This window comes from Mycobacterium sp. Root135, from assembly GCF_001426545.1.
Classification (GTDB): Bacteria; Actinomycetota; Actinomycetes; order Mycobacteriales; family Mycobacteriaceae; genus Mycobacterium.
This window is the reverse complement of sequence record NZ_LMEZ01000010.1, coordinates 115,463-132,523: the sequence shown is the minus strand read 5'-3', so window position 1 is coordinate 132,523 and position 17,061 is coordinate 115,463. Positions and strand designations below refer to the sequence as shown.

The 17,061-nt window shown below is 67.5% G+C and carries 17 protein-coding genes and 1 pseudogene; 11 read left to right on the top strand and 7 right to left on the bottom strand.

From position 1 onward, the window contains the following. Window positions 1-21 precede the first annotated feature (21 nt). From ASD37_RS29490 to ASD37_RS29470, 5 genes and pseudogenes are all read left to right on the top strand, one after another. Window positions 22-1,491, top strand: coding sequence for an aldehyde dehydrogenase (locus ASD37_RS29490; RefSeq protein ID WP_056560398.1), 1,470 nt, complete (start codon window positions 22-24; stop codon window positions 1,489-1,491). Window positions 1,492-1,577: 86 nt separating this feature from the next. Then, window positions 1,578-2,339 (top strand): SDR family oxidoreductase, encoded by a 762-nt coding sequence (locus ASD37_RS29485; protein ID WP_056560395.1) that lies wholly within the window; start codon window positions 1,578-1,580, stop codon window positions 2,337-2,339. Beyond that, window positions 2,336-3,186: pseudogene (locus ASD37_RS29480) on the top strand (NAD(P)-dependent oxidoreductase). Before ASD37_RS29485 ends, ASD37_RS29480 begins: the two are co-directional and overlap by 4 nt. Window positions 3,187-3,189: 3 nt before the next feature. Next, window positions 3,190-3,633: a carboxymuconolactone decarboxylase family protein gene (locus tag ASD37_RS29475; RefSeq protein ID WP_056560393.1), complete on the top strand. Its 444-nt coding sequence runs from the start codon at window positions 3,190-3,192 to the stop codon at window positions 3,631-3,633. Then, window positions 3,623-4,849 carry a hypothetical protein gene (locus ASD37_RS29470; RefSeq protein WP_056560391.1) on the top strand — a complete coding sequence of 409 codons (1,227 nt, stop codon included), beginning with the start codon at window positions 3,623-3,625 and terminating at the stop codon, window positions 4,847-4,849. The genes ASD37_RS29475 and ASD37_RS29470 overlap by 11 nt, the downstream gene beginning before the upstream one ends. On the opposite strand, the gene ASD37_RS29465 is transcribed toward ASD37_RS29470, so the two are convergent. Beyond that, a complete protein-coding gene (locus ASD37_RS29465; protein ID WP_056560388.1) occupies window positions 4,788-6,038 on the bottom strand; it encodes an MFS transporter in 1,251 nt (416 codons plus the stop codon). The genes ASD37_RS29470 and ASD37_RS29465 overlap by 62 nt on opposite strands. A gap of 106 nt (window positions 6,039-6,144) precedes the next feature. Between ASD37_RS29465 and ASD37_RS29460 the strand changes: the two genes are divergently transcribed. After that, window positions 6,145-6,603 carry a helix-turn-helix domain-containing protein gene (locus tag ASD37_RS29460; RefSeq protein ID WP_056560809.1) on the top strand — a complete coding sequence of 153 codons (459 nt, stop codon included), beginning with the start codon at window positions 6,145-6,147 and terminating at the stop codon, window positions 6,601-6,603. Here ASD37_RS29460 and ASD37_RS29455 read toward each other — a convergent pair. After that, window positions 6,575-7,186, bottom strand: a complete 612-nt coding sequence (locus ASD37_RS29455; protein WP_056560385.1) for a TetR/AcrR family transcriptional regulator — start codon at window positions 7,184-7,186, stop codon at window positions 6,575-6,577. The two genes, ASD37_RS29460 and ASD37_RS29455, sit on opposite strands and share 29 nt — an antisense overlap. Window positions 7,187-7,212: 26 nt before the next feature. Continuing rightward, window positions 7,213-8,448, bottom strand: coding sequence for a cytochrome P450 (locus tag ASD37_RS29450; RefSeq protein WP_056560805.1), 1,236 nt, complete (start codon window positions 8,446-8,448; stop codon window positions 7,213-7,215). 63 nt (window positions 8,449-8,511) lie between these two features. Between ASD37_RS29450 and purD the strand changes: the two genes are divergently transcribed. Further along, window positions 8,512-9,780 (top strand): phosphoribosylamine--glycine ligase, encoded by a 1,269-nt coding sequence (purD, locus tag ASD37_RS29445; RefSeq protein WP_056560802.1) that lies wholly within the window; start codon window positions 8,512-8,514, stop codon window positions 9,778-9,780. On the opposite strand, the gene ASD37_RS29440 is transcribed toward purD, so the two are convergent. Together ASD37_RS29440 and ASD37_RS29435 are read right to left on the bottom strand one after the other, a co-directional pair. Further along, the gene (locus ASD37_RS29440; protein ID WP_162253330.1) at window positions 9,777-10,688 is read right to left on the bottom strand and encodes an alpha/beta hydrolase family protein; all 912 of its coding nucleotides are present in this window, start codon (window positions 10,686-10,688) and stop codon (window positions 9,777-9,779) included. The two genes, purD and ASD37_RS29440, sit on opposite strands and share 4 nt — an antisense overlap. Further along, on the bottom strand, window positions 10,685-11,059 hold the full coding sequence (locus ASD37_RS29435; RefSeq protein WP_370073102.1) for a hypothetical protein: 375 nt from the start codon (window positions 11,057-11,059) through the stop codon (window positions 10,685-10,687). Before ASD37_RS29435 ends, ASD37_RS29440 begins: the two co-directional genes overlap by 4 nt. Before the next feature lie 129 nt (window positions 11,060-11,188). Here ASD37_RS29435 and ASD37_RS29430 point away from each other — a divergent pair, with 129 nt between their 5' ends. From ASD37_RS29430 to ASD37_RS29420, 3 genes are read left to right on the top strand one after another with little or no spacing between them, the layout of a single operon-like run. Then, a complete protein-coding gene (locus ASD37_RS29430; RefSeq protein WP_056560378.1) occupies window positions 11,189-11,800 on the top strand; it encodes a TetR/AcrR family transcriptional regulator in 612 nt (203 codons plus the stop codon). Window positions 11,801-11,814: 14 nt separating this feature from the next. Continuing rightward, window positions 11,815-12,798, top strand: coding sequence for an SDR family NAD(P)-dependent oxidoreductase (locus tag ASD37_RS29425; protein WP_056560375.1), 984 nt, complete (start codon window positions 11,815-11,817; stop codon window positions 12,796-12,798). A gap of 54 nt (window positions 12,799-12,852) precedes the next feature. Next, complete coding sequence (locus ASD37_RS29420) at window positions 12,853-14,307, top strand: APC family permease (protein ID WP_056560371.1); 1,455 nt, start codon at window positions 12,853-12,855, stop codon at window positions 14,305-14,307. Here the strand turns inward: ASD37_RS29420 and ASD37_RS29415 are convergent, their stop codons facing one another. After that, window positions 14,308-15,285, bottom strand: coding sequence for a phytanoyl-CoA dioxygenase family protein (locus ASD37_RS29415; protein WP_056560368.1), 978 nt, complete (start codon window positions 15,283-15,285; stop codon window positions 14,308-14,310). Then, window positions 15,282-16,100 (bottom strand): class I SAM-dependent methyltransferase, encoded by an 819-nt coding sequence (locus ASD37_RS29410; protein ID WP_156721176.1) that lies wholly within the window; start codon window positions 16,098-16,100, stop codon window positions 15,282-15,284. The genes ASD37_RS29415 and ASD37_RS29410 overlap by 4 nt, the downstream gene beginning before the upstream one ends. A gap of 102 nt (window positions 16,101-16,202) precedes the next feature. On the opposite strand from ASD37_RS29410, the gene ASD37_RS29405 reads away from it, so the two are divergent. Beyond that, entirely contained in the window at window positions 16,203-17,060 is an 858-nt protein-coding gene (locus tag ASD37_RS29405; protein WP_156721175.1) for a methyltransferase, read from the top strand. The last annotated feature ends 1 nt before the right edge of the window (window position 17,061 follow it).

Below are 17,061 nucleotides of genomic sequence, written 5' to 3'. Positions count from 1 at the left end.
AGGACAGGAACGGGAGATGGAATGACGCTGCTCGGTGATCGCGAGAGCCGGCTGCTGATCGACGGCAAGCTGGTCTCCGGTAGCGGAGGGACCTTCCCGACGGTCAACCCGGCGACCGAGGAAGTGCTTGGCCTCGCCGCGGACGCGACGACCGACGACATGAGCTCGGCGATCGGAGCGGCTCGGCGCGCGTTCGACGAGACCGACTGGTCGACCAACGTCGAGCTTCGCGTGCGGTGCATCCGGCAGCTGCAGCAGGCGATGCGCGACCACGTCGAGGAACTGCGCGAGCTGACGATCGCCGAGGTGGGCGCGCCGGTGATGCTGACGTCGATGGCTCAACTCGAGGGTCCGATCGAGGATCTCAGCTTCTGTGCCGACACCGCCGAGTCCTACCAGTGGACAACCGATCTCGGCGTCGCAAAGCCGATGGGCATCAAGACGCACCGCACGGTCGTCCGGGAGGCCGTCGGCGTCGTGGGTGCGATCACGCCGTGGAACTTCCCGCATCAGATCAACCTCGCCAAGCTCGGGCCAGCCCTGGCGGCCGGCAACACCGTCGTCCTCAAGCCCGCGCCCGACACGCCATGGTGCGCAGCGGTATTGGGTGAACTGATCGTCGAACACACCGACTTTCCGCCCGGCGTCGTCAACATCGTCACCTCCAGTGACCACGGTGTCGGCGCGCTGCTGTCGACGGATCCGCGGGTCGACATGGTGTCCTTCACCGGCTCGACGAACACGGGCCGGGCGGTGATGGCCGACGGCGCCGCGACGCTGAAGAAGGTGTTCCTCGAACTGGGCGGCAAGTCCGCCTTCCTGGTGCTCGACGACGCCGATCTCGCGGGCGCGTGCTCGATGGCCGCCTTCACCGCGTCGATGCACGCCGGCCAGGGATGTGCGATCACCACCCGCCTCGTCGTGCCGCGGGAACGCTACGACGAAGCCGTCCAAGCGGCCGCGGGCACCATGGCCGGACTGAAGGCGGGCGATCCGACCAACTCCGGAACCGTCTGTGGCCCAGTGATATCCGCTCGTCAGCGCGACCGCATCCAGGAATACCTGGACTCGGCGATCGCCGAGGGTGGGACGTTCGCCTGTGGTGGTGGCAGCCCCGCCGACCGCGACAAGGGCTTCTTCATCGACCCGACCGTGATTGCGGGTCTCGACAACGACGCGCGGGTGGCACGCGAGGAGATCTTCGGGCCCGTGCTGACCGTCATCGCGCACGACGGCGACGACGACGCGGTGCGGATTGCCAACGACTCACCGTTCGGCCTGTCGGGCACGGTGTTCTCCGCCGACGACGAGCGCGCCGCGGCGGTGGCCGCCCGCATGAGGGTCGGCACAGTCAACGTCAACGGCGGCGTCTGGTATTCGGCCGACGTGCCCTTCGGCGGCTACAAGCAATCCGGCATCGGCCGGGAAATGGGAATCGCCGGCTTCGAGGAGTACCTCGAGACCAAGGCCATTGCCACCGCAGCCAAATAGATCACCGTGCCGAGTGTGCACTTAAGTCACGCCAATCGCCGAACAGCGTGCAACAACACCACAGTCGGCGTCTAGGAAGGATTGAAATGGGTCTGTACGGAGATCAGTTCAGCGAGAAGGTTGCCATCGTCACCGGTGCCGGCGGCGGGATCGGGCAGGCGTATGCGGAGGCACTGGCCCGCGAGGGCGCGGCCGTCGTCGTCGCGGACCTCAATCTCGAGGGTGCCCAGAAGGTCGCCGATGGCATCAAGGGCGAGGGCGGCAACGCGCTTGCGGTGCGGGTCGACGTATCCGACATCGACTCGGCCAAAGAGATGGCGGCGCAGACGCTTTCGGAGTTCGGTGGGATCGACTACCTGGTCAACAACGCAGCGATCTTCGGTGGCATGAAGCTCGACTTCCTGATCACCGTCGACTGGGACTACTACAAGAAGTTCATGAGCGTCAACCTCGACGGTGCGCTGGTGTGCACCCGCGCGGTGTACCGCAAGATGGCCAAGCGCGGTGGCGGCGCGATCGTGAACCAGTCGTCGACTGCGGCCTGGCTGTACTCGAACTTCTACGGGCTGGCCAAGGCCGGTGTGAACAGCCTGACCCAGCAGCTGGCCACCGAGCTGGGTGGCCAGAACATCCGAGTCAACGCCATCGCGCCGGGGCCCATCGACACCGAGGCCAACCGGACCACGACGCCGCAGGAGATGGTGGCCGACATCGTTAGGGGCATTCCGCTGTCGCGCATGGGTGAGGTGGACGACCTGACCGGTATGTGTCTGTTCCTGCTGTCGGATCAGGCCAAGTGGGTCACCGGGCAGATCTTCAACGTCGACGGCGGCCAGATCATCCGATGAGGGAGTTGAAGCTCGGCTACATCGGCCTCGGCAATCAGGGTGCCCCGATGGCCAAGCGCCTCGTCGGATGGCCGGGCGGTCTGACGGTGTTCGACGTCCGCACCGAGTCGATGACCCCGCTCGCCGAACTCGGCGCATCACTGGCGGACAGTGTCGCGGACGTTGCCGCGGCCGACGTCATCAGCGTCACCGTGCTCACCGACGCGCAGGTTCGTGACGTCGTCGCCGAACTGGCCGAGCACGCGAAGCCCGGCACCGTCATCGCGATCCACTCAACCATCGAGCCGGACACCGCGGCCGAACTCGCCGAGGCGCTGCGACCCAAGGGAATTCACGTCGTGGACGCCCCCGTCAGCGGTGGCGCGGGTGCGGCCGGAAAGGGCGAGCTGGCCGTCATGGTCGGCGCCGACGACGAGGCCTATGAACGCGTCAAGCCCGTGTTCAAGCAGTGGGCGTCGATGGTCGTCCGCGCGGGGGAGCCCGGCGCGGGAACGCGGATGAAGTTGGCGCGCAACATGTTGACGTTCATCGGCTTCGCCGCCGCCTGCGAGGCGCAGAAGTTGGCCGCGGCGTCGGGCATCGAAAACTGCAGAAGCTCGGTCGGGTGGTGCGCCACAGCGACGCCCAGAGTGGCGGTCCGGGCGCCATCATGGTTCGCGACGACACCTTGCCATTGCCCGCCGACCACTTCCTGTACGACATGTTCATGCACACCCGCGGGCTGGCCGAGAAGGATTTGCGGTTGGCCCTCGGACTTGGTGAGGCTTCCGGGGTAGACCTGCCGCTTGCCGAGATCGCGTTGCGAGACCTGGCCGACGGTCTCGGCGTGCCGCACGAGAGGAGCTAGACGATGGACGAATTGCGCCGCAAGGGCCTCGAGAAGATGAACGAGGTGTATTCGTGGGAGATGCCGAACATCGAGGGCGACGCCTTCTTCGACCTCACCGTCGACCATCTGTTCGGCAGCATCTGGACCCGACCCGGTTTGTCGATGCGGGACAAGCGGCTGATGACGCTCGCCGTCGTGACCGCGCTCGGCGAGCAGGGTCTGGCGGAGATCCAGGTCAACGCCGCGCTGGCCAACGGCGAGCTGACCGAAGAGGAGCTCAAGGAGATGGCCATCTTCCTCACCCAGTACGTCGGGTTCCCGAGGGGCGCCGGTCTGAACGGGGTGGTCGGCAAGGTGGCCGGCAAGCGGAAGAGGGCGGCCGAGAAGGGTTCTGCCGAAGACAAACGCGAGAACGTGAACGCGGCGGTCAAGATGAGCACGGGAAAGACGCTCGATGATGAGTAGATACGCCGCGCTGTCGCGCGAGGAGCTCGCCACCCTGGTGCCCGAGCTGTTGCTGATCGGTCAGCTCATCGACCGTTCGGGAATGGCGCATTGCATCAGCGCGTGGGGACGCGACGAGATGTTGCAGATCGCCATCGAGGAGTGGGCGGCATCCAGTCCGCTCTACACGAGGCGCATGCAGAAGGCGCTCAAGTACGAGGGCACCGACATCTTCACGTTGTTCAAGGGTCTGCAGCTGGACATCGGTGCGCCGCCGCAGTTCATGGACTTCCGCTACACCGTGCACGACCGCTGGCACGGAGAGTTCCACCTCGACCACTGTGGCGCGCTGCTCGACGTGGAGCCGATGGGCGAGGACTACGTCAAGGGCATGTGCCACGACATCGAGGACCCCACCTTCGATGCCACCGCGTTGGCCACCAACCGCAAGGCGCAGGTTCGGCCGGTCCACCGTCCGCCCAGGGCCTCATCGGATCAACATCCGCACTGCCGCTGGACCGTCATCATCGACGAGTCCTACCCGGAAGTGCCGTTCATCCCGGCGATGGACATCGTGGGTGCCACCCATGCCCACTCGATCGAACTCGACCCAATCGATCCGAACGACGAAGGGATGGGCGACTATTCGGGGGAGCTGCTTGCCGACGTCGACTTCGGTGCGTTCTCCCACTCGGCGCTGGTTCGGATCGCCGACGAGGTGTGCATCCAGATGCACCTGCTGGTGAAGTCCTTCACCATCGCCGTGGAGAAGCGCGCCAAGGATGATGCGGCACTGGCCCGCTCGGTTCGCACCAAGCAGCTGATCGGGATTGCCGGAGTGGCCGCCGAACGCATTCACCGCGCGCTGGGCCTGTCGCGTGACGTCAAGGGTGCGCTGCGCGTTCTCGAACTGCATCCGCTGCTGAATCCGGCGGCCTACGTGTCGTCCGACGTCGACCCGGAGTTCGTCCACGTCCGCCGCTCTCCCGCATACGAGGACGGCTCCTGGATTTCGCTGGTGTCACCTGTTGCCGACTTGCCGCTGCAGGCCATCGTGCAGGCCGTCGACCCGCACCTGCGGGCGGAGGTCTCCGGTACCGAGACGGACTGGACCGTGCGCGTGATCGAAACCGACACGCCGGCCAAGGAACTCGGTGAGGTGGCCGTGACCAGGTTCAGTGGGGGCGCGAACTGGGTGTTCCAGGAGCGAAAGTCGTTGCCGCTGACCGTCGTATAGTCAACCGATCGACGGCCCAGACGACGAGGGCGGCGACTGCGAACGCCGCCCCGACGATGCTCGCCTCGGTCCAGCCGCCGTGTGCGTAGGCGACGGTGGCCGCGAGTGCCCCTGCGCCCGTGCCGATCGCGTAGTAGACCATGTAGCCGCCGATGAGGCGGGTGGTCGCCCCGGGGTCGGACTCCACGATGAGGTGCTGGCTGACGACGTGGATTGCCTCGCCGGCGAAGTCGAGGACGACGAGGCCGACCGCGAGAAGTAGCAGGGAACTTGGGGTTTGGGCGATCGCCACCCACGACGCGAGGAAGGCGACCAGCATCACGCCGGTGGCGACCTCGGCACGGCCCCGGTCGGCCCACCTTCCGGCACCCGAGGCGCCGAGGGCCCCTGCTGCTCCGACGATGCCGAACAGTCCGATCTGCGCCGCCGACAAGTGCCACGGTGCGGCGGCCAGCGGAAGCGCCATCGAACCCCAAGCCGCGCCGAAGCTCGCGAACATCAGTCCACCGATGAGGCTCCGCACGCGAAACGTCCTGTCGCGCATGGTCAGGGTGACGACCGACGTGATGGCCTCACGGTATGGCACGACCTCCTTGGGGAGAGTGTCGCGGGGTAGGGCGATGGCCAACCATGCTGCGACGCCGAGCATGACCACCGCGGCGACGGCGAACACGGCACGCCAGCTCCAGAGATCGGCGATGAATCCGGAGATGGTGCGCGCCAGCAGGATCCCGAGGACGACGCCGGTGGTCACCACGCCGACGGTGCGTCCGCGCCTGCCGGGCGGGCTGGCCGCCGCGGCGAACGCGGTGATGACCTGAACCACCGTCGACGCCGCCCCGAAGACGGCGGAGAAGGCCAGGAACGTCCATGCCGACGGCGCGAGGGCGGCACCGAACAGTCCTACGGCGGTGACGACCAGCTGTAGGAGGATGATGCGACGCCGGTCGAAGCGGTCGCCCAGCGGCACCACCATGACGAGGCCGACGAGGTAGCCGCCCTGCGTAGCGGTGGTCACCCAGCCAAGGGCGGCGGGCGACATGTCCAGTTGCGAGCCGAGATCGTCGAGCAGCGGCTGGGCGTAGTAGACGTTGGCCACCGCGGCGCCGCTGACGAACGCCAGGAGTAGCGCCATTCGCGATCCGATGGTTTCTGGCGCCCGGCTGGCGGTCTCGGCCGTGCGTGTCATCTGATCGGCTCGTTTCGGTGGCGATGCGTGGAGGTGGTACTAAATTGAAACCAGACCCTAGATGTGGTGGTTGCAAAATGCAACCAGAAAGGGAGGTGTCGTCGTCGTGAGCACTCCGCTTGGCCGATCCACGTGTCCCGTTGCGCGCACCGTCGACGTCGTCGGCGACAAGTGGACGCTCATGATCCTGCGAGATGCGTTCGAGGGGTTGACCCGATTCACCCAATTTCAGCGCAGTCTCGGCGTCGCCAAGAACATCCTGTCGGGACGGCTGCACCAGTTGGTCGAGGCGGGCGTGTTGTCGGTGCGTCCCGACGCGGGCGGGTCGGCCTACAACGAGTACGTGCTCACCCCGAAGGGCGAGTCGCTGTTCCATCTGGTGGTCGCGCTACGGGAATGGGGCGCGGACAACGGCTTCGCCGACGACGAGACGCCGCGCAGCACCTACGTCGACGCGCGGACCGGCGGACAGCTGCCGAGGCTGCGATACGAGACGTCCGACGGCGGCGAAATCCGACCCGAGCACACCCGTCCGGTCAGACCGGACGGCTGGACCTCGCCGTAACCGCCGATCCCACCCAGCGCCGCAGGTACTCGCGAAGCGCCTCACCCGTCCGCGGCGGCCGGCCGGGGTCCAGGATGAACGACTGGATGATGCGCAGCAGATGCTCGGCGAGTTCGTCGAGTCCGTCGTCGGTGAACCCCAGCGCGCCCCAGTCGACGTCGAACCGGCGCAGCATCGCGTTCGCGAATTGCAGTGCGACGTCGGAGGTGACGGATGCGGTGTGTTCGTCGGCGCGACCCGGCGCGATCAGCAGACCGATGTGCTTGTCCTTGGGCAACCACTCCAAGGCGGTGGCGATGGCCTCGGTGACGGCGTCGACCGGGTCGGTGAGACCGCGGAGATGTTCGGCCAGCCGGTCGAGGAAGTCGTCGGCGGCGTGGACGGCGGCCGCCACCAGAAGCGCTTCGGTGCTGGCGAAGTACCGGTACACGGTCTGGCGCGTGACGCCGAGGGTGCGTGCGACGTCGGCAATGCTGACGTCGGCGCCGCGTTCGTCGACCGCCTTGCTCGCGGCGTCCAGGATTCTCGCCACGGCCTCGTCATCCGTCGCGGGGGCCGATCCCGACCAGCCGTGGGTACGCACGGCGGAAATCGTATCCGGACCTCGGCTCAGCCCTGGTAGGAGACCGACAGTTCCTTGACGCCGTTGATCCAGCCCGACCGAAGCCGTTGTGGCTCAGCCACTTTGGAGATGTCCGGAATTTGGTCGGCAAGCTCGTTGAAGATCAACTTGATTTCCATCCGAGCCAGGTTGGCGCCGATGCAGAAGTGCGCGCCGTTGCCGCCGAAGGCCAAGTGCGGATTGGGGTTACGCGTCACGTCGAACTCGAAGGGCCGCTCGAAGACCGACTCGTCGAAGTTTGCCGAGCTGTAGAAGAGGCCGGCGCGTTGGCCTTCCTTGATCGTCACGTCGCCGAACTCCACGTCGGTCAGGGCCGTGCGCTGGAAGCAGTGCACCGGGGTGGCCCATCGGACGATCTCGTCGACTGCCGTCGCGGGCCGGTTCTTCTTGAAGAGCTCCCACTGGTCCGGGTTGTCGAAGAATGCGTTCATGCCGTGCGTCATGGCGTTGCGGGTGGTTTCGTTGCCCGCCACGGCCAGCAGGATGACGAAGAAGGCGAATTCGATGTCGTCCATGGCGTTACCGTCGATGTCGGCTTGCACGAGCCGGGTGACGATGTCGTCTGCCGGGCAGCGCCTGCGCTCCTCGGCCATGTTGTAGGCGTAACCCATCAGTTCCGCGTTGGCCATCGTCGGATCGGAGTCGAAGTCCGGATCGTCGGTGTTCATGATGCAGTTGGTCCAGTGGAACAGCTTCTCGCGGTCGGCCTCCGGCACGCCGATCAGGTCGGCGATGGCCAGTAGCGGCAACTTGGTGGCGATGTCGTCGACGAAGTTGCCGCCGTCCTTCGCGGCCGCCTCGGCCACGATCTCGCGGGCGGCGACGGCGAGCTTCTCCTCCAGCGCGGCCACCGACCTGGGTGTGAACAGGCGCGACACGATCTTGCGCAGTCGGGTGTGTTCGGGGGCGTCGTGGTTGATCAGCAGCGCCTTGGTCAGGTCCAGCTGCTCTGCGGTCACGCCGTCGGGCAGTCGCATCACCGCGCCCTTGCGATTGGTCGACCACAGATCGCCGTTGCGGGAGATGGACTTGATGTCCTCGTGGCGGCTGATCACCCAGTAGCCGCCGTCGTCGAATATCGACTCCTGCTGCTCGTTCCACCACACGGGGGCGGTCTTGCGGAGTTCCGCGAATTCCGTGACCGGGATGCCCCGGAGCAGGACGTCGGGATCGGTGAAGTCGTACCCCGCCCCAAAGGGGCAGGCGCTCTGTGCGGTCGCCATGTCGCAGACCATACACCGGCTCGATAAGTGTATGGCCAAATTCGAAGGTTTAGGGTGACGACCGTGCGAGTCCTCGTGATCGGATCCGGTGCCCGTGAACATGCGCTGCTGTTGGCGCTGCGTCGCGATCCCGAGGTGGACGCGCTCGCCGTGGCCCCCGGGAACGCCGGCACCGCGGCCATCGCCGACCAATACGAGGTCGACGTCACCTCCGGGGACGACGTCGTGAAGCTCGCCAAGCGCTTCGAGGCCGACCTCGTCGTCGTCGGGCCAGAGGTTCCGTTGGTCCTCGGCGTCGCCGATGCCGTCCGAGCAGCCGGCATCGCCTGCTTCGGGCCGTCGAAGGACGCCGCCCGAATCGAAGGCGCCAAGTCCTTCGCGAAGGACGTGATGGACGCCGCCGGCGTGCGCACCGCGCGGAGCGAGATCGTGGACAACCCCGCCCGTCTCGACGCCGCCCTCGACCGCTTCGGCCCACCCGCCGGCGATCACGCCTGGGTGGTCAAGGACGACGGACTGGCGGCCGGAAAGGGCGTGGTGGTGACGACCGACCGCCTCGCCGCCCGCGCGCACGCGGCGAGCCTCCTGGATTCGGGGCACCCCGTGCTGCTCGAGTCGTTCCTCGACGGCCCCGAGGTCTCGCTGTTCTGCGTCGTCGACGGCGAGACCGTCGTGCCGCTGTTGCCCGCGCAGGACTTCAAACGAGTCGGCGACGGCGACGCTGGACCCAACACCGGAGGCATGGGGGCTTACACGCCGCTGCCGTGGCTGCCCGCCGAGGTCCTCGCGACCATCGTCGACGACGTCGTGAAACCCGTTGCCGCCGAGATGGTCGCGCGGGGTTGTCCGTTCTCCGGCCTGCTGTACGCGGGCTTGGCGATCACCTCCCGCGGCCCGGCCGTCGTCGAATTCAACTGCCGCTTCGGCGATCCCGAGACCCAGGCGGTGCTCGCGCTCCTGGAGAGCCCGTTCGGACGGTTGCTGCGCGCCGCCGCCGTCGGTGAACTCGCCGCGCTGCCGCCGCTGCAGTGGAGCGACGGTGCGGCCGTGACTGTCGTGCTGGCCGCCGAGAACTATCCGGGGCGCCCTCGCGTCGGCGACGTCATCACGGGCTCGGAAGCGCCTGGCGTACTTCACGCGGGTACCGCCAGGCGTGACGACGGCGCGGTGGTCTCGTCGGGCGGCCGCGTCCTCTCGGTCGTCGGCACGGGTGCCGACCTCGCCGCGGCGCGCGAGGCGGCTTACGCCGTCATGGCGGGCGTTAAGCTGCCCGGCGGGCACTTCCGCACCGACATCGGGCTGGCGGCCGCCGAGGGTCGAGTCGTCGTCTAAGCGACGAGAAGCGGTGCCATCCAAGCGATTTCGGCTGGAAGCTGGGAGCTCCAGAACGCACCGTCATGGCCGCCGGGGGAGAACCCACCCGCGGGCGGGTTGGGCAGCTGCCCGATGAACTGCTTGGTGGCGGCGTAGAACGGATCGCTGTCGCCGCAGTCGATTCTGATCGGAATCGACGCCAGGTTGGGCAGCCCCCACACGCTGTTCGCGGCGTAGTCGGCCTCACCGTCGAATGCGCCGGGGGCAGTTGACCCCGATGACGTCCACAGGGCCGGGCTGACCGCGCAGATCGCCGCCGTCCGGGCCGGACCGAGCCGGGACCCCAGTAGCAGGGCGCCGTAACCGCCCATGGACCAGCCGAGGAAACCGACCCGCGATATGTCCAAGCCCTGCTCACCGAGCATGGGAATCAGTTCGTTGAGCACCATCGCACCGGAATCCTCGCCGGAAGTCCGTGAATGCCAGTAACTCCCGCCTCCGTCGACGGCGACGACGGCGAACGGCGGGATGCCAGCCGCGACAGCTTGTGCGAGGCCCTGTTCGACGCCGCCCGCCATCACGCCCGCCGCATCTTGGCCCTTCCCGTGCAGTGCGATCACCGGCCTCAGGGGTCCGGTCTGGCCGGGTGGCCGGGCGATTGCCCAGTTGGTCGACACCCCGCCACGGGCCGCCGAGACGAACGATCCGGTGACGTAGGTCGGGGCTGGCGTCTGCGGCGCAACGGGCAGCGGCGGTTGAGGCGGCGCCAGCGGTGCGCCGATGCCGGTCATGGCGACGGGCGGCCGGGTGACGGGCGCCTGGCTCAGCATCGTGTCGAGTGCGTACGCGCCCGCGGCTCCCGCCGCGGCACCGACGCCGAGTCGCAGAATGGCGCGACGGCTCAGGTCTGGCATGCGGGCCATCATGCCATCGCGGCCCGCAACGCCGCCCAAGCGCCGGTGCACCACAGGGCCCAGACCACCAACAGTGGCTGGAAGAGCAGTCGGATGCCGCGGGACAGGTCGGAGTCCAATCCGAACGCGGCGCTGTGGGTGACGAACTGCGACACGTTTCCGGGGAAGACTACGACGAACAACGCGGCGACGGCCCAGCCGACCTGCGCGCGCCGTCGTCGCACGAAGAGGACGGCGGCGCCGAGGACGATCTCGACGACCCCCGAGGCGACGATGACGAAGGTGGCGTCGAGCGGCAGCCATGGTGGTACCTGGGCGTAGAAGGAGTCGCGGGCGAAGGTCAGATGGCTGACGCCGGCGAACACCAGGGCAGCTCCCAACACGATCCGAGCGAGCACTCGCGGGACAGATGTGGCGGGTGGGTCTGAGACGGGTGTGCGCATGGCCTCGCTTTCTGTGCGCAGCCTTTCAGTCTGCCGAAAGCCCGATGCCGTCGGGCCGTTGCTGGCAGCATGCAACACGTGACGGCAGCGGTCACCCCCAAGGGTGAGAGGCGACGGTACGCGCTGGTCAGCGCGGCCGCCGAGCTGTTGTGCGAAGGTGGCTTCGACGCGGTCCGGCACCGGGCCGTCGCCCGCCGGGCCGGGCTGCCGTTGGCCTCGACGACGTACTACTTCTCGTCCCTCGACGACCTCGTCGAGCGCGCCGTCGAGTACGTCGGAACCCGGGAAGCCGAAATCCTGGACACGCGCGTCGCAGCGCTGTCGCGGCGCAAGCGCGGCGCCGAATCGACGGCCGACGTCCTCGTCGACCTGTTGGTCGGCGACGGACCCGGCACCCGGGTCTCGGAACAGTTGATCTCCCGCTACGAGCGATATATCGCCTGTGCGCGCCAACCAGGGCTGCGCGACGTCCAGCGTCGCATCATGAAGCAGCGGACGGAGGCCGTCGTCGAAGTGGTGGAGCGGTCGGGGCGATCGGTGCGGGCCGAACTGATGACGGCGTTGGTGTGCGCGGTCGACGGTGCGGTCGTCGCGTCCCTCGTCGGGGTTGGGGACGGGCCGAGGGCCGCCGCTCGTGCAACGCTCGTCGACGTCATCGACGTGCTGGCGCCCTTCGGCTGAGTACGGTCGGTGACATGTCCGTCACCGGTGTGCTCGACGCCGCTCTCGACCGATCCGTCCTGCTCGGCTACTCGAAGATCGGGTCGGGCGTGCGCCGGCTGTGGTGGCCGGCGGACCCGGCCCCGTCGTCGATGGCTGGCAAGCGCGTCGTCGTCACGGGGGCCACCTCCGGTCTCGGCGAGGCGATGGCGACGTCGTTCGCCCAATTGGGCGCCACGGTGCACCTTCTCGGTCGCAACCCTGACAAGGTCAAGCGTTCGGCGGGCGTGATCCGCGGCGCCGTACCAGGCTCGGTCGTGGTCGACGAGGTGTGCGACGTCGGTGACCTTGACGCCGTGCGGGCGTGGACCGACGACCTGTCCGGGCGCGTCGACGCGCTGCACGGCCTCGCGCACAACGCAGGCGTCATGCCCAAGCGGCGCGACGAGACGCCGCAGGGTCACGAGCTGCAACTTGCATGCCACGTGCTCGGTCCGCAGGTGATGACCGAACGACTGCTTCCGCTGCTGCGCAACGCCGGTGGCGCGTCGATCGTCTTCGTCTCATCGGGCGGTATGTACAGCGCGCCGCTGTCCACCGGCGACATGGAGTCGACCCGCGGCGAATACGACGGCGTCCGGGTCTACGCCAAGACCAAGCGGATGCAGGTGGTGCTCGCCGACGCCTGGGCCCGGCGACTGGCCGGCGATGAGTGCGTGCGGGTCGAGAGCATGCATCCCGGATGGGCGAAGACCCCCGGTGTCTCAGAAGCCCTTCCGACGTTCCAGAAGCTCACCGGGCCGATCCTTCGGGACGCGGCCGACGGCGGGGACACGGCGGTCTGGCTGGTGGCGACCCGCCCTTCGTCGGTGTCACCGCACTTCTGGCACGACAGGGCCCAGCGGCCGACGACGTTCGGGTGGCAACGGCCGCAGGACGTCGACGCGGTCACCCGGTTCCTCGACGCGGTCTCGGAGATGACGGACACGCCTCGGAGTTGGATACCACTGCAGGGTTGAAGATTTCCTGTAATGGTTGGACCCTGACCCACAGCGGACTATCAGGGAGGCGTCATGGCGCAAGCCACTGTCGAGGAGCAACCCGAACTCAAACGCGTGATGGGTCCCGGTCTGCTGCTTCTCTTCATCATCGGTGACATCCTCGGCACCGGCGTCTACGCGCTGACCGGCGACGTGGCGGCCGAGGTGGGTGGAGCTGCGTGGCTGCCCTTCCTGGTCGCGTTCATGATCGCGATGGTCACCGCCTTCAGTTACCTGGAATTGGTCACGAAGTATCCGCAGGCGGCGGGTGCGGCGCTATATGCGCACAAGGCCTTCGGCATCCACTTCGTCACGTTCCTCGTCGCGTTCATCGTGATGTGCTCGGGCATCACCTCGGCGGCCACGGCGTCGCGATTCTTTGCGTCCAACTTCTTCAAGGGCTTCGGATTCGATTGGGGCACAGCCGGAATCGTCGCCGTCGCCCTGCTGTTCATGGTGATGGTCGCCGCCGTCAACCTGCGAGGCGTCGGCGAGAGCGTGAAGCTGAACGTGGTCCTGACCATCGTCGAGATCACCGGCCTCATGCTGGTGATCTTCGTCGGATTCTGGGCGTTCACCCAGGGTGGTGACGCCGTCGACTTCTCCCGGGTGATCGCCTTCGACACCGCCGAGGACAAGAACGCGTTCCTCGCCGTCACCACGGCCACGTCGCTCGCGTTCTTCGCAATGGTCGGCTTCGAGGACTCGGTCAACATGGCCGAGGAGACCAAGGATCCGGTCAAGATCTTCCCGAAGATTCTCTTGACCGGACTCGGCATCGCGGGCGTCGTCTACATCGTGGTCGCCGTCGTGGCGGTGGCACTGGTCCCGGTCGGCACCCTCGAAGCCAGCGAGACGCCGCTCGTCGAGGTGGTCAAGGCAGGGGCGCCTGGTCTGCCGATCGAGAAGATCCTCCCCTTCATCTCGATGTTCGCCGTCGCGAACACTGCCTTGATCAACATGCTGATGGCGAGCCGGTTGATCTACGGCATGGCCAAGCAGCACGTGCTGCCGCCGGTGCTGGGGACCGTGCACCCCTCGCGCCGGACCCCATGGGTGGCCATCGTGTTCACCACCTCGATCGCGTTCGGGCTGATCCTCTACGTCACGGCCTTCGCCAACGACAAGGCCATCTCAACCCTCGGCGGGACCACGTCGCTGCTGTTGCTGGCGGTGTTCGCGGTCGTGAACATTGCGGTCTTGGTGCTGCGCAAGGACGTTCAGTCAGGACAGGGCGAGCGAAGCGACGGGGGAGGCGGTCGCAACCACTTCAAGACACCAACATGGCTGCCCTGGGTGGGTTTCGTCGCCTCGACCTATCTCGTGTTGCCGCTCTCCGGACGGCCACTGCAGCAGTACGTGCTGGCGATCGCACTGGTCATCCTGGGCGTCCTGCTGTTCGGGCTCACGGTGGCCATCAACCGCGCCGTCGGCATCAAGTCGACCCGAATGGTCGACGTCGAAGAACTGGACTCCGGACCCAAGTAGCTAGCCGTCGGGACGCTCGAGCAACGGATTGTGGGCGCTCGCCACCACCTGACCCGGTTCGGCCCCCGGGATGAACTTGCGCCAGTCGCCACTCACCATGGTCGGGCTCGGCACGACGCGGGTGCCGTCGGCGAAGTAGGTGTTGGCCAGCACGACACGGGCCTCAGTGGTGCGGTTGGCCCCCGCGGTGTGGAAGCAGTTGGCGCCGTGGAAGCTGACCTCGCCCGCCGCGAACGGTCCGTCCTCGACCTGAACGGCTTGAGCCCGAAAGACTTCCGACACCCCACGGTCATAGGACGTGCCGTGCTTGTCGAACTCGAGATCCGCGACCAGGTTCCCGACGCCGGCGCCGCAGGCGAATGCCAAGGGGCCCATCTCACGCGGAGTGGGCTGCAACGGGATCCACGCCGTCAACACGTCGGGGGAGTCAAGGGGAAAGTGATGGGCGTCGAAATGCCACGGTGTACGCCCCGCGCCGGGTTCCTTCGACAGCGCGTTGTCGTGATAGAGCCGTACCCGCTCGGTCCCGAGCAGTGCGGCGCTGATGCCGCCGATGCGCGGCGACAACACCGCGGCGCGTACCAAATCGTCGTCCAGCCACATCATTTCACGACTCTGGAAGCCGACCTCCGGGTCGACGGCCTCGTCTAGCAGGGTGCGCAACCTCATCCGAAGGCGCTGCACCGCGCCCGGACTGAGCACCCCGGGCAGCTTGACGAACGCGTCGGTGCGGAAGGTGTCGATCTGCTCGGCGGTGAGCGGATAGGCCACGGCGAGTTCGGCCACGATCTCGTCGTCCGACGGCAACGGTCCCGGGTCGTGCGCCGGCGGGTCGACGAGCGGACCGTCGGGGGCGGGGCCGTCTGCCAGCGACATGTACCAATCCCACCACTGGTCGTTGCCCCGGTCCCACTCGACGGCGACGTCGGACGCGGTGCCCGCAGCAGTGGTCTCGGACAGGTGCGGGTTGCGAATCATGACTGCTGCCAAGTGATCAGGTGCGCCTCGTGGGTGAACTCGTAGGCGCCGTCCGGCCCTCGGCAGCCGGCGAGATAGGCGCCGAGCGCGTCACTGCCTTCCATCTGATCCAGTGTCACGGTGTCGTCGAACGCGCAGCGCTGCAGAAAACCCTCTGCGACGGCCCGGTCCGGCGTCCCGGTGCGGTAGTTCAGCACCTGAACCTCGACCTGTGCTCCGGCGTCGCGGAGGGCGGCGGCCACACCTTCGGCATCGGTGTACGGCGTGGCCTCGGGTGCGAACGAGGCCCGGTAAGCGTCGTAAAAGGTCAGGTAGTGCGAGCGTGACGATGCCTGCGCGACCACGCCGAAACCGCCGGGGCGAAGGGCGCCAACCATTTTCGCCACCCCCGCCGCCAGCTCATCCGGCGGCAGTGCGTAAAGCGCATGGGTGGCCCACGCGACGTCGTACCCCGTGTCGGAGAAGTCTTGGAGCAGCACCTCGTGCTCCGCGGCTGCGACGAACGGCGGGGCGAGTGCAGTGCGTGCCTCGGCGATGCTGAAGGCCGACGGGTCCAGCAGATCCACCTCGAGCACCGGCTCCGCGGCGAGCCCCGAGGCGAGTAGCGCGGTGGGAAACTTGCCGCTGCCGCACGCCACGTCCAGAAGTTTCACGCGCCCGTCGACGGCGTGCGACGCGAGGTCGGCGTTCCAGTCGCGAGCGCCCGCAAGTTGTCGGTAATCCTCCGTGGCGAGAGCGTAGAACGCCTGCATTTCCGCTCGTCCGGCCTCACTCCAATGGTCGAGGCTGCGCTGGGCGGTGTCGGGTCGGGTCACGCACCAAGCCAACCATGGATCTCGACGACCGATTCTTACGCAACGGTGTCGTCTTGGACGATCGTGCCGTTCGGGCCACTTTTGCTGGGACACTCGGACCACATGACACTGATCGGGCTACCCGTGCCCCTGGTAGGCCTGCGGGACAGCGTCCTGGAACAGCCGGCTCTTCCGGCGCTGACGAATGAGCGGTACGCCCACACCCATGCCGCGTACGAGGCGGCCAGCGATCAACGCCCCGCCCTGCAGAAGTGGCTCGCCACGGAGCTGCCTCCGCTGCTTGCCGATTGTGATCCGGTTCGGGTCGTCGGCGTCGGGGTCGGCGACGGAAGCGTCGACGCTCCGTTGGCCGCCGCGCTGGCGGCAGGCGGACGCCGAGTGCGGTACGCCGGCGTCGAACCCCATGCTCCGTCGGCGGCGGGGTTCGCCGAACGACTGAATTCCCTTGGCCTGCAATCCCTCGTCCCCACCGTCGTCATCGGTGAGTTCGCCGACCACGATGCCGGGCATCCCGCCGACCTGGTGCACTTCGTGCATTCGCTCTACTATGTCGAAAAGCTCACCGCGGCACTGGATCACGGATTCAGCCTGCTCAGGTCGGGCGGGTTGCTGATGGCCGCCATCGCTCCGCTGGAGCCGCTGTGCGTCCTCACCGAGCTGCTCTGTCCGTGGTCCGGACGCACGCCGTGGTTCGCCGAAGACGTCCATGCCGAGTTCGATCGACGTGGCGTGTCCGTCCGCACCGAGACGATCGTGGGGCGCCTCGACGTCCGCGACGCCCTGCTCGACCCGCTCGGACGGGGCGAGGCCGTTCTCGACTTCCTGATCGGGGCCCGCTCGCGCGCGCTGGAGCCCGAGGCGCGCGAGCGCCTACTCGGGTACCTCCGCGACATCTCGCTGCCCGGTCATCCCGGCCTACTGCCGCATCCAGTGGACGTCATCATCGCCCGCAAGCCCTGAA